Genomic DNA, 14,427 nt, shown 5'->3' on the forward strand with positions numbered 1-14,427 from the left:
CCGGGTAGGAATGACGCATGACTGCGGACTCCACCCCGACCAGCAGCTCCACTGTTCCCCACGGCGCCTGGCCCTCACCGATCGACCTCGACATGATCACCGCCGGGTCGGTGGGCCTGTCCGGGGTCCAGTGCGACCACGCCGACGGATCCGTCTACTGGCTCGAATCGCGCGCCTCCGAGGCCGGACGTTCCGTCCTGGTGCGATGGCGCGATGGACGTCGCGAGGACGTCACCCCCGCGCCTTTCAACGTCCGCAACGGGGTGCACGAGTACGGCGGCACCAGCTATCGCGTCCAGGACGGGGTGCTGGTCTTCTCCGACTTCGCCGACGGGCGACTGTACGTGCAGCGGGTGGACTCCACCGACGAGCCCCGGCCGCTCACCCCTGACCTGCCGGGTCGGGTACTGCGGTACGCGGATCCGGTGCTGGATGAGTCGCGACGGCGGGTGCTCGCCGTCCGCGAGGACCACCGCCGGGTGGGTGAGGCCGGCGGGCCCCTGGAATGCGTGAACACGATCGTCGCGGTGAGTCTGGACGCCGAGGGCGACGACGAGGGTGAGTTGTTGGTGGACGGACACGATTTCGTGTCGTCGCCGAGGATCTCACCGGACGGACACCGGCTGCTGTGGCTCAGTTGGGAACACCCCGACATGCCTTGGGATGCAACCACTCTGTGGTCCGGCGACCAGGACGGGGCCGGAGCACACCGGCTCGCGGGAGGACCGGGCGTCTCGATCGCCGAACCTGGCTGGACCCCGGATTCCCGAGAAGTCTGGTGCACGGACGAGAGTGGTTTCTGGAACCTGGTGATCGACGGTGCGCCGGCCTACCCGGTGCGGGCCGATTGTGCGGACCCCGCGTGGGTGTTCAGCGATCCGGGGTGGGCCGCACCCGACGCTTCCTCGCTCGTGCTGCGGCGACATGACAGAGGCGGGGTCACGCTGGTCCGCGTCCCCGCAGGGAGGCCGGCAGCGGTCTCGACCCTTGCCTCGTTCGCCGGGTGCAGCGAGCTGGTCTCCGACCCGGACGGCGGGATCGTGCTGGTGGCCTCGTTCCCGGACCGCCCGGCCGCGGTGGTACGAGTCGCGCCCGACGGGCACCAACAGATCCTGCGGCGGAGCGTCGAGATCGATCTCGATCCCGAGCTGCTGTCGATCGCAGAGCCCATTCAGTGGGACACCCCTGACGGGGCAACGAGTTTCGGTTACCTGTACCTCCCGAAGAACCCTGTTGCCCACGCTCCCGCCGGTTCGTTGCCCCCGCTGCTCGTGCTCAGCCATGGGGGCCCGACCGCCGCGGCGAGGTCCGGCCTGTCACTGGGCACGCAGTTCTGGACCAGCCGCGGTTTCGCCGTACTGGACGTCGACTACGGCGGCAGCACCGGTTACGGGCGCGCCTATCGGGATCGGCTGCAGGGCACCTGGGGCATCGTGGACGTGGACGATTGCTGTTCCGGCGCACAGCATCTCGTCGATTCCGGGGTGGTCGATCCGAGCAAGCTGGTGATCAAGGGCGGCAGTGCAGGTGGGTACACGACGCTCGCAGCGCTGGCCTTCCGCGACACCTTCGCCGTCGGGGTGAGTCGGTACGGCATCGGTGATCTGGAGACCTTGGCGACCGACACCCACAAGTTCGAATCGCGGTACCTCGACGGACTGGTCGGCCCGTACCCGCAGGAGAAGGCCCGCTACGAGGAGCGTTCACCGATCCACCACGTCGACGGGTTCGACTGTGCCCTGCTCGTGCTGCAGGGCGAGGACGACAAGGTCGTTCCGCCTGCCCAGGCGACCAGCATCGCCGATGCCGTCCGCGCCAAGGGGCGTCCGGTCGCCCTGCGCATGTACGCCGGTGAGGGGCACGGGTTCCGCACGTCCGAGTCGGTACGGGACGCGACACTCAGCGAGCTGGCCTTCTACGGCCGGATCTTCGGCTTCCAGCCCGCGGACGCGGTGCCGGACCTGCAGATCGACAACCTCTGATCCGGATCACCCGCCGGCCAGCGCCGACCTCGGATCGGCCGCCGGTCAGCCTGAGCAGGCAGCGAACCCCGACAGCCTGACACCGATCGCCAGCCGACGGACCCGCTGCTGACGTGCCCGGCACCGCTGACGTACCGGAGACCCTTGGTGCGCCCGTTTGGCCAGTGGTGGTGCTGGGGCCAGGTCGGTCTGCGTCGAACTCTTCGAACCGACTCCGGACGGGACCCCAACGGTGACTGCTCCAGCGCACCCGGTCGCGAGCAGCAGTGCAGGCAGCACGATCAGAGCCTGACGGCTGCAGGCGGGCTTGGTGTTCATGACCGAAGGACGGGCAGCCCGAGGTGGGGTTGCACGCCGTCACAGCAGAAGCACCGGATGACCGGCGACCAACTGGACAGTGACGCGTCGGCCGTCGCGACCTTTCGTGTCCGGGGTGTCAGCTTGCAATGCAGGCGACCTGACGCCGTCCGCCGGCTACCGGCGACGCGACCGGATGACCGCCGGTGCCGGTCCGAACCGGCTGCACGGCATCCCTGCCGCGCAGCGGGTCTAGGGTGCGAGTTGCTGCTCCAGACCTGCTGCTACGGCCTCGAATTCGGCCAGCGCTGCAGTCAGATCCTCGACGATCTCACGGGCGATGATGTCCGGCGAGGGCAGGTTGTCCAGATCATCGAGCGAGTCGTCCTTGAGCCAGGTGATGTCCAGATTCGCTTTGTCGCGGGCGACGATCTCCGCGTAGGTGAATGACTTCCACCGTTCGGATTCGGTCCTGGCAGCGTGGTCTCCTGGGAGGTATCCGTCGACGAACTCATCGAGGTTGTTGCGGCGCAACGGGTTCTGCTTGAGGGTGAAGTGCTTGTTGGTGCGCAAGTCGTACACCCAGAGGCGCTGCGTCCACGGATCTCCCGGCCGCGCGACCTTCTTGTCGAAGAACAGCACATTGGCCTTGACGCCCTGGGCATAAAAGATGCCGGTCGGCAGACGCAACATCGTGTGCAGGTCGAAGTCGGCGAGCAGCTTTCGCCGGATGGTCTCTCCCGCGCCGCCCTCGAAGAGCACGTTGTCCGGCAGGACGACCGCGGCGCGGCCGTTCGTGTTCAGGATGGTGGCGATGTGTTGGACGAAGTTGAGCTGCTTGTTGCTGGTGGTGGCGGCGAAGTCCTGGCGCTCGATCTCTCGATCTTCCCGAACCTGCCGACCGTCGGCGCCGACCATCGTCACGGACGACTTGCGACCGAACGGTGGATTCGACAGGACCACGGACCAACGGTGCCCAGGGTCGGCGATCAGCGAGTCGCGCACCTCGATCAGCGAGTTTCCGTTGGAGGTGCCCATGCCGTGCAGGAGCAGGTTCATCGCCGCGAGCCGGGCGGTACCGTCGACGAGTTCGTAACCGGCGACGAAGCGATCTCGCAGATGAATTCGTTGGACGGGCGTCATCGACTCAGCACCCCGGGACGCGTGCTCGTGGGCGACGAGGAGGAAACCGCCGGTACCGCAGGCAGGATCGACGATCGTGTCGTCGACGCTGGGACGAATGACGTCGACGATCGCCTGGATCAGCGCCCGCGGAGTGAAGTACTGGCCCGCACCAGATCCCTTGTCGGACGCGCCTTTCGAGAGTAGTTCCTCGTACGCATCACCCTTGATGTCCGTCCCGGCCTGCGACCACTGTTCCTTGTCGATCAGGTCGTGGATCAGGCGCCGTAGTTTCGCCGGATCCTGGATCCGGTTCTGCGCCTTGCGGAAGATCGTTCCGATCACTCCGGGCTCGCGGGCCAGACCGTTCAGCATTCGGGTGTACGCCGACTCGAGCGCATCGCCCTGGGCGTCAAGCAGTTTCTGCCACGAGTATGCCGTCGGGACCACCTGCTCGGGGGCCAGCTTCCGGTGTGCGCGCTCGTGCGCCATCTTGAGGAACAGCAGGTACGTCAGCTGTTCGGTGTACTCGATGACGCCAACACCGTCGTCGCGCAACACATCGCAGTACGACCAGAGTTTCTCGACCAGTCGTCGTGAGTCAGCCATCGGAACCTTTCAGGAATTGCAAGTCTGGAACACCGTCGAAGATCTCATCGCCGCTGAGCAACGGGAGGTCGTAGGCGAGCGCCGTTGCCGCGATCCAGGCGTCGCCCATGTGAATCTTTTCCGCCAACGGATGCCCCGACAGTTTGCAGGCCGCGCGCACTGCGGCGAACGACAGCACCACCGGGCTGGTGACGGGCAGGGTGGCTGTCGCACCGAGTGTTGCCTCCAACGCCGAGATCCGCGTGTCACCCCACTTGCGCACGAGTGCGCCGAAGCGCACTTCGCCCTCGGTCTGGGCGGCGATGGCGATGTCCTTGCCCAGGAGCAGCAGTCGCCATTGCGCGACCCGCGGGTCTCGATCACGCGCGGCGAGAATGACACAACTCCACACGTCGGTGTCGAGAAGGACGACGTCAGCCACGGATCGCGGCCAAGAACTCGTTCATCTCCTCGTCGGAGATCTCGAGCGGGATCGGCTCAGGCAGCGCGTGCGCGTGCGCGTGCGCGTGCGCGACGAGGCTCTCCAGCGACGGCGGCGATTCAATGCCGAGTCGGGTCGCTACGGGCTCGGCCCGCTCGATCTGCGGCGTGTCCACCCGGTGGTGCTGGGTTCCGGAGCCGACTCCGAGCAGACCAGAGACCCGGACGTGGTGTCCGACCAACGCTGCCGCGGTCTCGGCCTCCATCACGTCGTGCAGGTCGACGGTGTTGCCTGCAGTGTCTCGGAGACGGAACCGCCTGGTGTGCAGGTCGACCATCTCGAGAATCCCGTAGAGCGTCGCCGGACCGGCGCTTTCCTGGTCCCCCCGCTTCCACGGGCCCCGCCGGATGGCATCGGTCTCGACCAGACGCGGGGCGTGACCGGGCACCGTGATCTCGGCCCGCGGGGCTGCCTTCTTCAGCGCGACCACCAAGCCGTCGACCGATTCGGCGATGCTGTCTGAAACATCAGCCGGCCGACGGTTGGTCTCGAGGGCTTCGACGATCGACCAGAAGATGGCATCCACGCCATCCGCCAACGGATCCAGCAGTGCAGAGCTGTCGCCGACGACGAAGACCAGCCTGGTACTTCCCGGCCTGAGTGCGACGCGGACGGTCGCGAGACTCTCCAGCGATGCAGCTGTGCGACCCAATCCGGGTCGATCTGCCACGGACCGGGTGAGGCGGTACGTGACGTCCTTGAACGCTTGGATCAAACCGACCGCGTCCGCAGCCAGCAACTCGCCGGCTGCGCTGGGGTGGTCGAGCAGTCGGAACTCGATTTCTCGGGTCATGTCTTCACCTCCGTGATCGGTGACTGTAGATCGATCCACAGTATGCGCACGCGCACTGACATCGAGTGTTCGCAGCGGAGCTCCGTCACGTCGCACTGACGCACGCTTCTCACAGACCCTCGAAGAAGTCTTCGTCGAGGCGGTAGAGCGTCACTGTCTGCTCTGACTGGACTCCGACTTCGTAGCTCACGAGCAGCTCTGCCAGTCTGCGTCCGTCGATCAACTCGATTCGCGCGTTGATCCGCTCGGCTTCCAGGATGGCGCCGGTGGAGAAGCGCGAGGTGGTGATGAAGACGCCCCGATCTCCCTGCTTGCCGAGTAGCGCGCCGGCGAACTCGTGGATCTTCGGCCGATCGATGGTGCGGTCCTCCCGATAGCGCTTGGCCTGCACGTAGATGCGGTCGAGCCCGAGCGGATCCTGGCTGATGATGCCGTCGACCCCCGCATCGCCGGCGGCGCTGGTCCGCTCGATCGCACCCGCTCTGCCGTATCCCATCTGCTCGAGCAGGTGGATGACCAGGTCCTCGAAACCGGTGGGGGTCAGGGCGAGAGCCTTCCGCAGCACCTCACCTTCGACGGCGGCGCGATTGGTGGCCACTCCCTTCTCGATCAGGTCGCTGGGGCTGGCATCTCTGCCCTCGTCGGCCGGTGTGTCCGGGTTCGTCGCCTTGTCCCGGGTGCGTTCCCGGAACTCGAGATAGGCGGGGTACTGCTCGAGAATCTTCATGTCGATCCGGGTGGGGTTCTTCGCCAGCGCATCTCTGCCCTCGTCGGTGATCGACACCTGCCCACGGCTCGGGCGCGCGATGAGCCCGGCCTGGAACAGATAGGTCAGTGCCCAGCCGACGCGGTTGTCGATGGTCCGTTGCCGTCCGCTCGGCAGCATCTCCGCGCGTTCGACGTCGGTCAGGTCGAACTGATCAACCACCGCATCCTTGACCTCGCGAGATTTGCGCAGCGAGCCATCGCCCAAGAACGCGAGCGCCGGACGCATCACCGTCTGGAAATCGGGAATCATTGGGCCAATTCCTCGATCACTTCGGCATCCGTGCTCTGGCCCGTGAGCGTGCCACTGAAAGCAGCCGCGAGGACTGCCCGACGTAATGAAACACCGCGGGCCACAATGCGGGCTCGATCCCTATCAAGCCGATTGAGCGCTTCCCGAATCACAAAGAATCGGACGAGGTCAGCTTGTTGTGACTTTAACGGAGGAACAGGGATCGGGAAGGCACGAAGCTTCGTGCCGTTGACATTTGCTTGCCCTACCTGTTGTGAAAGGACTGAACGAATATAGCTTCTCCCGTAGGGACTGTTGATGACGATGTTGGCCCAGTCAGCGAGCAATCGTTCATCGAATCGGACCCTGATCAAGTAAGAAGCGAGCGCCGCACTGCGCTCGCCATGAAATACAGCGCTCTTGCCCACGAGTTCGGCGCTGTTCGTTCGATTGAACAGCAAGTCACCATCAACCAGCGATGCTTTGTTGATATCTGGATGTTCTGCTGCAAGATATTTGAGTGATTTCCAATCCAGCTCGCCTTCACGGATGTTTCCCATCCTGAGGACTGGTACATCGGTCTCCGCAGCAAGCGACCCAGTCTTTGCGCTGGTCCCGTACGACACCGAGTAGGCATGGTCTCCCAGAAGATGGTCAACGGAACTTCGCCGAGCCTGATTAACAATATCGGTCGAAAGTGATGCGGTCACCGCTGCAAATTTGTTTCTACTGTCGTCGAGCAAAGTTGCGCTGGTATCGAGTCGGGAGAGGTGGTCTTCGAGGATCTCGACAATCTTATGCTGTTCTGTCCGAGGGGGCACCGGCACGGGGAGTTCAAGGAAACGATCCTGGGTGAGATTCAGACCGCTGTCGCTGATGCCGGTCTTCATCGCATCGATGCGGACCTGGGCCTCTTGCGAAAGGAGCCAAAATTCGAGGAAACTAGCGTCCAAATCTGCAATCGGTCTGAATCGATACATCTTGCCGGACATCATGAGTTTGGGTCTGGTGGACCGAACGAGAGCCGGAATACCGCACCTCGAACGAGGCCCTGCACACGTCATCAACAGGTCACCGGATCTGACCTCGATCAGCGGCCTGGCCCTGAGGTCAGTTGGTAGCTCCTTGTTTTGTCTGGGATCGAACCAACCCGGCTGAATCGCAGTCGTCTTGAGGACTGCCCAAGTGTTGTCGTCCTCAGCAGGATGGGGAACGCACTTGGGGCTCCATCCTTGCTGCAGAAGCCGGTTGTTATCCTGCTTCTCCAGCAGGTCGCCCAGTCGCACGACTGACCAGGCGTCAGGGACAATGATCACGCTGTCAGCTCCGCATTCAGGCTGTCGACCAGGGCCTCTGCCTGGTCGCCGAGGTCGCGGAGCGCGCCGTCGACGCCACCGCGCTCGCTGAACGGTGCTTCGTCGAGGTCTGCGGTGGTGATTCCCGCCGAGTTAGCGATCACTTCGACCATCCGGTCCAGCCACCAGTGCTGGCCGACGGTGAACGTCGTCCCCGCTTGGCCCTGCTGCGCCAGCCAAGCGGCATAGCGTTCGCGGACCCTGTCGGCGTACGGCACGAGTTCGTCATCGACACCGACGGTATAACGCAACAAGCTGACCAGATCTGTCAGGGTGCGTCGATCGCTGCGCCGTACGTGCTCGACCTCCAGGGTCGCGTAGGCGGTCCAAACGATGTCGGTGGTCCAGTTGTGCGGGGGCCGGCTGATCCGGTCGGCGAGTTCCTGGATGTCGGCGAAGTTGATCCGTCGGACGCGAGCCTCACCGAGCAGCTGGATCGCGGTGATCTCGTCGCGGTGCTCGTCGAGATACGCCTTCCACGATTCGACGATCGAGCGGGCGCGACTGGTGTCGACCACACCACCCGCCGAGATCAACGCATCCGCATTGACTTCGTCGATCACCCGATCATGGACCGCGCGCAGCTCCAGGATGCGGGCGCGCAACTCCGGATTGGCCGCCAGTGGAGTGATGGCCGCGGTCAAAAGCTCCTCGAGGGCGAGTTCCGGATCTTGATGTCCATCAACAGCTTTCGCCTGGACGTCGGGGTCGACCGCGTCGACCAGTCCGCGCACGATCTCGCTCACCGGAACCCCGGCGACGCCATCCAACTCGGCGCGCTCGGCGGGTGTCAGATCCAGTTCCAATTTGGCCAGACGCGCAGCGAGGGTGGCCGTTTCGTTCTCGCTGAGCGAGAGCGCTGCGGCCTTGTCGAGCAACTTCTTGAGCGTGATGCTCTTGTCACGGTTGAGCGGCGGCTCGACGAAATCGTGCTCGGTGACGCCTACCGCGTCGACGATCACGAACCGATCCTTGATCGCGGCATCCGGGGTCACCGACTGGAAATCGGCCGAGTCGATGGTGCGGGCACCGCGGCCCTTCATCTGCTCGAAGTACTGGGCCGAACGCACGTCACGCATGAAGAACACGCACTCCAGGGGCTTGACATCGGTCCCGGTGGCGATCATGTCGACGGTCACCGCAACACGGAGGCTCGGGGAGGTGCGGAACGCCTGCAGCTGCACCTTGGCGTCCTTGGTGGTGTAGGTGATCTTGGCGGCGAAGTCGTTGCCCTGGCCGAACACCTCGCGCACCGTCGTCACGATCTCTTCGGCGTGGGCGTCATCCTTGGCGAAGATCAGCGTCTTCGGGACGGTCGACCGACCGGGGAAGATCTCGGAGAAGACGCGGTCGCGGAACGTCTCCAGCACCAACCTGATCTGGGACTTGGCGGTGACTGCCCGATCCAGTTGCCTTTGGGTGTAGGTGATGTCGTCATCGAGCTGCTCCAGGCGCTGCTGGCGCGTCCGCCGGTCGATCTTCGGCACCACGGTGCCGGCCTCGATCAGGCCGCCTTGCTCGGAGATCTCGGTGCGGATCCGGTAGATGTCGAAATCGACGTTCACCCGGTCGGCAACGGACTGCGGATAGGTGTACTCGGAGACCAGGTTCTGCCGGAAGAAGGCGAACGTCTGCTTGCCCGGTGTGGCGGTGAGCCCGACCACGTGTGCGTCGAAGTACTCCAGTACGCCTCGCCACACCCCGTAGATCGAGCGGTGGGCCTCGTCGACGACGATCAGGTCGAAGGTTTCCGGCGGGAACTGCGGGCTGTAGCTGACCGTGACAGGTGCATCCGGCACGAAGCCGTCCAGCCCTGGATCGTCATCGGCAGTCACCTCTTCGCCCTGCAGAGCGCGGAACACTCGCTGGATGGTAGAGATGACGACATTGCTGCTGCCGAGCATGCCGGCGCTGGTGAGCTTGTCGACGTTGTAGATCTCCGTGAACCTGCGACCGTCACCCGGGGTGCGGTAGTTCTGGAACTCGGCGATGGTCTGGTCCGCCAGGTTGTTGCGATCGACCAGGAACAGGATGCGGTGGAAGCCTCCGAAACGTAGCAGCCGGTGCGCGAGAGTGACTGCTGTGTAGGTCTTTCCGGCGCCGGTAGCCATCTGGATCAGTGAGCGATCGAAATGCTGGGCGGCCAAGGACTTCTCGACACCCGTGACGGCGGTGATCTGGGCTGGTCGCAGAGCGCTGGTCTGCAACTCCGGAAGCGCCAGCACCTTCGCCCGCCACGTGGGTGCTTCGGGAGCGTCCGCGGCATCGCGGATGATGCGGGCCAGGGTGCCGGGCTGCGGGATGCCGAAGATCTGCCGCGCTCGTGGGTGCGGGTCGTAGCCATTGGTGAAGTGGATCTCGCTACTGCTGGCCTCGAAGATGAACGGGAGCCTGCCGTCCCGAGTCAGCGCCTTGAGACGAATCTCGGCGGGCAGACCTTCTGCATACTTCGACGATTGCCACTCGACCCCGCTGAGCGTTGTGCCCTGCGGTTTGGCCTCGATCACTCCGACGACGCTCTTGTCGACGTAGAGCAGATAGTCCGCGCGACCGTGGCCCAGCTTCATGGTGACCTCACGACACGCAATACCCTGTGCCGCAAAAAGATTCAGAGCCTTCTTGTCCTGCACCACCCAGCCTGCCGCGGTGAGTTGACGGTCGATGAGCACCCGCGCGCGCGCCTCTCCGGCGAGTCGGTCGGAGTCCCCCTGCGTGCTCATGGTCTGTGCACGATAGTGCAGAAAGCTCCCACCTGCGAGGTTGCATCCCCCGGTGGGACGCGGTCGAGCAGGGCAGCACTGCCGTCGAACGGCAGCAGACTGGTGGCCGAATCCCCGTGCCGAATCTGGTCATCCGCCGGCCAGCGCCGTCGTCACTCCGTCCTCGTGCGGGCCCAGGTGCCGCGGATCGGGCTGCCAGATGGCATCCCAGGCGGCCTTGACCGCGGCGGGGACCTCGCGGACCTCTGGCGAGTTCGTGACCAACGGGTGCGGGTCGGCGACCCCGTCGGTGTCGATCCCGACCTGCCGGCAGAGGAAGACCGCCCTGGCGAGGTGGAACTGCTGGGTGACCACCAACAGTCGGGTGACGCCGAAGATCTCCTTCGCACGTACGCAGGAGTCGTAGGTGTCCTGGCCGGCGAAGTCGCGCACCACCCTTTCGACCGGAACCCCCTGTGCCACCAGGTAATCGCGCATCGCGGTCGGCTCGTCGTGCACGACCGTGCGGTTGTCGCCGGACACCAGCAGCACCTTCACCTTGCCGGCCTTGAACAGCGCGGCCGCGTCGTCCAAGCGGTATCGCAGGTACTCCGATGGTGTTCCGTCGGCCCGGAGCCCGGCGCCAAGGACGAGCGCGACCTCGGCCGACGGCGCCTGCGCCACGGTGAACTCGTGGTCACCGGCGTCGATGCGTACCCAGGCATAGGAGGCGCCGACCACCACGAGTGCGGCCGTTGCCAGTACCGCCACGGCGACGACCGCCCGACGGAGCAGACGTCGGCGGGGGGACCGTGTCGGCGATGAGGCACTGCTGTCGGTGCTGTCGGTGCTGGGGACCCCGCCGACTTCGGCCGGAAACGCGGTGTCGCCCGGATCCGGCTCCTGCGTCATCTGACGTCCTTCACTCTCGGCTCTTCCGGCTCGCGTCGCTGCTGCCCGATGGGGGAAACGTGCGGGTCAGGAATGTCCATCATGACCGATCCGCCCGCGCAGCGGGGACGAATGCACCGGGGGAGGGGCGGGGAACCCGATGGTGATCGGCTGAGCGCGTGCATAGGGTGATCGGGTGCCAGACATCGATGCCAGGAACGCGTCCGAGATCCACGCTGTCCACCAGATCGATCCGCAGTTCCTCGCGTTGCCGTTGGGTCGGCTCGCCGACGCGGCCCTCGCAGCCGCCACCGCAGCAGGTGCCGGCTTCGCGGACTTCCGGTGTGAGCGACTGCTGACCGGCTCCTTCGGTGTCAAGGACACCGCAGTTGCGGACGCAGGCGAGGCCACGTCCATCGGCTATGCGGTCCGCGTGCTGGTCGACGGTGTCTGGGGCTTCGCCGCCGGCTTCGTGTTCACGCCCGAGGCGGTACGCGAGGTCGCCGAGCAGGCCGTCACCGTCTCCAGGGCGCTCGCCCCGATCGTCGGCGAGCGGGTGGAACGCGCCGACGAGCCGGTGTACACGGATGCCAGCTGGATCTCCGACTACCGCATCGACCCGTTCGCCGTGCCGGTCTCCGACCGGCTGGCGCTGCTGGTGAACGCCTCCGAGCGGCTGCTGGCCCACGACGGCATCAACCACACCAACGTGGCGTTGCTGCAGGTCAAGGAGAACAAGTTCTACGCCGACACGGCCGGGACCCGGACCACCCAGCAGCGGGTGCGACTGCATGCCGAGGTGACCGGGATCGGTGTGGATGCCGACACGGGTGGCTTCGAGTCGATGCGCAGCATCGCCCCGCCCGTAGGACGCGGATGGGAGTATCTGACGGACGCGGCGTTGTGGGACCTGGACGCCGAGATCGTCACCATCGCCGAGACGCTCGCCGAGAAACGGAAGTCGCCGTCCGTCGTCGCCGGGCCCACCGACCTGGTGATCGACCCGTCGAACCTCTGGTTGACGATCCACGAGTCCATCGGCCATGCCACCGAGTACGACCGCGCGATCGGTTACGAGGCGGCCTATGCCGGGACCTCCTTCGCCACTCCCGATCATCTGGGCACCCTGCAGTACGGTTCGACGCTGATGAACGTCACCGGCGACCGAACGGTGACTCACGGACTCGCCACCGTCGGATACGACGACGATGGGGTCGCCGGACAGCAGTGGGACCTGATCTCCTCCGGGTTGCTCGTCGGCTACCAGCTGGACCGGGTGTTCGCCCGCAAGCTGGGCCTGCCGCGTTCGAACGGCTGCGCCTACGCCGACTCACCCGCACACATCCCGATCCAACGGATGGCGAACGTCTCGCTGCAGCCCGACCCGGAGGGTGGCAGCACCGAAGACCTCATCGCCGGAGTGGAGAACGGCATCTACGTGGTGGGTGACAAGTCGTGGTCGATCGACCAGCAGCGCTACAACTTCCAGTTCACCGGACAGCGGTTCTACAAGATCGAGAACGGCGCGCTCGCCGGGCAGCTTCGTGACGTGGCCTACCAGGCGACCACCACCGACTTCTGGGGCGCGATGGACGCGGTCGGTGGTCCGGAGACCTTCGTCCTCGGCGGCGCCTTCAACTGCGGCAAGGGCCAACCCGGTCAGGTCGCCGCTGTCTCGCACGGCTGCCCGGCCGCCCGGTTCCGCGGGATCAACGTGCTCAACACCGCCGAGGAAGGTGCCGCGTGAGCGACCACTCCGATCAGGCCACCTCCGTCCTGACCCCGCAGCAGATCATCGAGGCCGCACTCGCTGCCTCCCGCACCGACGGGTGCGTGGTGGTCGTCCGCTCCATCGGCGAGGCCAACGTCCGCTGGGCCAACAACACCGTGACCACCTCCGGCCTCGCAGCGTCGTTGAGCTGGTTCGTGGTGGCCGTGGACGGCAGGACGGCCGGCACCCACGCCGGTTCGGCCGTCGACGCGGCATCGGCTGCCGCGGTCGCCGGGGTCGTGGCCGCCGCCGAGGGTGCGGCGCGATCCGCCGCCGCCTCCGGACCGGCGCGGGATGCCCAGCCGTTGATCGAACCCGGCTCCGGCTCGGGCGTCGATGCCGACTTCGGCGATGCACCTGCCGCCGAGTCGTTCGGGGTCTACGACGCGCTGCTGCCCGGCCTGAGCGCGGCGTTCGACGGCGCGCGCGGAGGAGAGCGGATCCTCTACGGCTTCGCCCGGCACGAACTGGCCACGACGTACCTCGGCTCCTCCACCGGTCTGCGCCGACGGTGGGTCCAGCCCACCGGCACTCTCGAAGTGAATGCGAAATCGTCCGACCTGACGCGTTCGTCCTGGGCCGGGGCCTCCACCGCGGACTTCAGGGACGTGGACGTCGAGTCGATGGCCGACGACCTGACCCGTCGGCTCGGCTGGGCAGATCGGACCGTCCAGCTCGAGGCGGGTCGCTACGACACCGTGCTGCCACCGACATCCGTCGCCGATTTCCTGATCCACCTCGCGTGGTCGGCCGGAGCCCGCGCGTCCTACGAGGGCCGGTCGGCGTTCTCCGCTCCCGGTGGCGGAGTGAAACTCGGCGAACGGGTGTCCGATCGTCCGCTGGAGCTCTACTGCGATCCGGCAGAACCGGGGATCGAGAGCGTGCCGTTCGTCGCCGTCGATTCCTCCGGCTACGAGGAGCAGTTCTCGGTGTTCGACAACGGCGCGCCGATCGGTCGGTCGTCCTTGGTGCGTGACGGCAAGCTCGACGGGTTGGTCCACACCCGGGCGACGGCGGCCGAATACGCCACTGCCGCAACGATTCCCGCGGACAACCTGGTGCTGCGCGGTGGTGACGGGAGTCGCAGCATCGACGACCTGGTCGCCGGCGTCGACCGCGGCCTGCTCATCACCTCGCAGTGGTACCTGCGCGAGGTCGACCCGATGACGATGCTGCTCACCGGACTGACCAGGGACGGCGTCTACCTCATCGAGCGCGGTGAGGTGACGGCCGCGGTCAACAACTTCCGCTTCAACATGTCACCGTTCGACGTGCTGCGCCGGGCCTCCGACGTCGGCGGCACGCAGCGCTGCCTGTCCAGGGAGTGGAGCGACTGGTTCACCCGAACCGCCATGCCGCCGATGCGCGTCGACGGGTTCCACATGTCGTCGGTGAGCAAGGCGCAGTAGCAGATCCCGGACCGGTTGCGG

General features: G+C 65.9%; 10 protein-coding genes. 3 read left to right on the forward strand and 7 right to left on the reverse strand.

All coding sequences use genetic code 11. The features are described from left to right. Window positions 1-17: 17 nt before the first annotated feature. Window positions 18-1,982 carry a prolyl oligopeptidase family serine peptidase gene (locus tag ABLG96_RS02280; RefSeq protein ID WP_353649810.1) on the forward strand — a complete coding sequence of 655 codons (1,965 nt, stop codon included), beginning with the start codon at window positions 18-20 and terminating at the stop codon, window positions 1,980-1,982. A 549-nt stretch (window positions 1,983-2,531) separates the two neighbouring features. Here the strand turns inward: ABLG96_RS02280 and ABLG96_RS02285 are convergent. From ABLG96_RS02285 to ABLG96_RS02315, 7 genes are all read right to left on the reverse strand, one after another. Then, window positions 2,532-4,010 carry a class I SAM-dependent DNA methyltransferase gene (locus ABLG96_RS02285; protein WP_353649811.1) on the reverse strand — a complete coding sequence of 493 codons (1,479 nt, stop codon included), beginning with the start codon at window positions 4,008-4,010 and terminating at the stop codon, window positions 2,532-2,534. After that, window positions 4,003-4,431: a PIN domain-containing protein gene (locus ABLG96_RS02290; RefSeq protein WP_353649812.1), complete on the reverse strand. Its 429-nt coding sequence runs from the start codon at window positions 4,429-4,431 to the stop codon at window positions 4,003-4,005. Before ABLG96_RS02290 ends, ABLG96_RS02285 begins: the two co-directional genes overlap by 8 nt. Continuing rightward, window positions 4,424-5,284, reverse strand: coding sequence for a hypothetical protein (locus ABLG96_RS02295; RefSeq protein ID WP_353649813.1), 861 nt, complete (start codon window positions 5,282-5,284; stop codon window positions 4,424-4,426). Before ABLG96_RS02295 ends, ABLG96_RS02290 begins: the two co-directional genes overlap by 8 nt. A 109-nt stretch (window positions 5,285-5,393) precedes the next feature. After that, window positions 5,394-6,302 carry a restriction endonuclease gene (locus ABLG96_RS02300; protein WP_353649814.1) on the reverse strand — a complete coding sequence of 303 codons (909 nt, stop codon included), beginning with the start codon at window positions 6,300-6,302 and terminating at the stop codon, window positions 5,394-5,396. Next, window positions 6,299-7,597, reverse strand: a complete 1,299-nt coding sequence (locus ABLG96_RS02305; protein ID WP_353649815.1) for a restriction endonuclease subunit S — start codon at window positions 7,595-7,597, stop codon at window positions 6,299-6,301. Before ABLG96_RS02305 ends, ABLG96_RS02300 begins: the two co-directional genes overlap by 4 nt. Then, entirely contained in the window at window positions 7,594-10,356 is a 2,763-nt protein-coding gene (locus tag ABLG96_RS02310) for a DEAD/DEAH box helicase family protein (protein WP_353649816.1), read from the reverse strand. Before ABLG96_RS02310 ends, ABLG96_RS02305 begins: the two co-directional genes overlap by 4 nt. A gap of 129 nt (window positions 10,357-10,485) precedes the next feature. Next, window positions 10,486-11,247, reverse strand: coding sequence for an ElyC/SanA/YdcF family protein (locus ABLG96_RS02315; protein ID WP_353649817.1), 762 nt, complete (start codon window positions 11,245-11,247; stop codon window positions 10,486-10,488). 208 nt (window positions 11,248-11,455) lie between these two features. Here ABLG96_RS02315 and ABLG96_RS02320 point away from each other — a divergent pair, with 208 nt between their 5' ends. Both ABLG96_RS02320 and ABLG96_RS02325 read left to right on the forward strand, forming a co-directional pair. Beyond that, window positions 11,456-12,973, forward strand: a complete 1,518-nt coding sequence (locus ABLG96_RS02320; RefSeq protein ID WP_353651354.1) for a TldD/PmbA family protein — start codon at window positions 11,456-11,458, stop codon at window positions 12,971-12,973. Further along, window positions 12,970-14,406, forward strand: a complete 1,437-nt coding sequence (locus ABLG96_RS02325) for a metallopeptidase TldD-related protein (protein WP_353649818.1) — start codon at window positions 12,970-12,972, stop codon at window positions 14,404-14,406. Before ABLG96_RS02320 ends, ABLG96_RS02325 begins: the two co-directional genes overlap by 4 nt. The last annotated feature ends 21 nt before the right edge of the window (window positions 14,407-14,427 follow it).

The sequence above is a fragment of the Nakamurella sp. A5-74 genome (genome assembly GCF_040438885.1).
Taxonomy (GTDB): Bacteria; Actinomycetota; Actinomycetes; order Mycobacteriales; family Nakamurellaceae; genus Nakamurella.

Excerpts from the sequence above, each read along its gene's own strand:
- ABLG96_RS02280 (WP_353649810.1), top strand. The coding sequence starts at position 18 with ATGACTGCGGACTCCACCCCGACCAGCAGCTCCACTGTTCCCCACGGC.
- ABLG96_RS02285 (WP_353649811.1), bottom strand. The coding sequence starts at position 4,010 with ATGGCTGACTCACGACGACTGGTCGAGAAACTCTGGTCGTACTGCGAT.
- ABLG96_RS02295 (WP_353649813.1), bottom strand. The coding sequence starts at position 5,284 with ATGACCCGAGAAATCGAGTTCCGACTGCTCGACCACCCCAGCGCAGCC.
- ABLG96_RS02300 (WP_353649814.1), bottom strand. The coding sequence starts at position 6,302 with ATGATTCCCGATTTCCAGACGGTGATGCGTCCGGCGCTCGCGTTCTTG.
- ABLG96_RS02310 (WP_353649816.1), bottom strand. The coding sequence starts at position 10,356 with ATGAGCACGCAGGGGGACTCCGACCGACTCGCCGGAGAGGCGCGCGCG.
- ABLG96_RS02315 (WP_353649817.1), bottom strand. The coding sequence starts at position 11,247 with ATGACGCAGGAGCCGGATCCGGGCGACACCGCGTTTCCGGCCGAAGTC.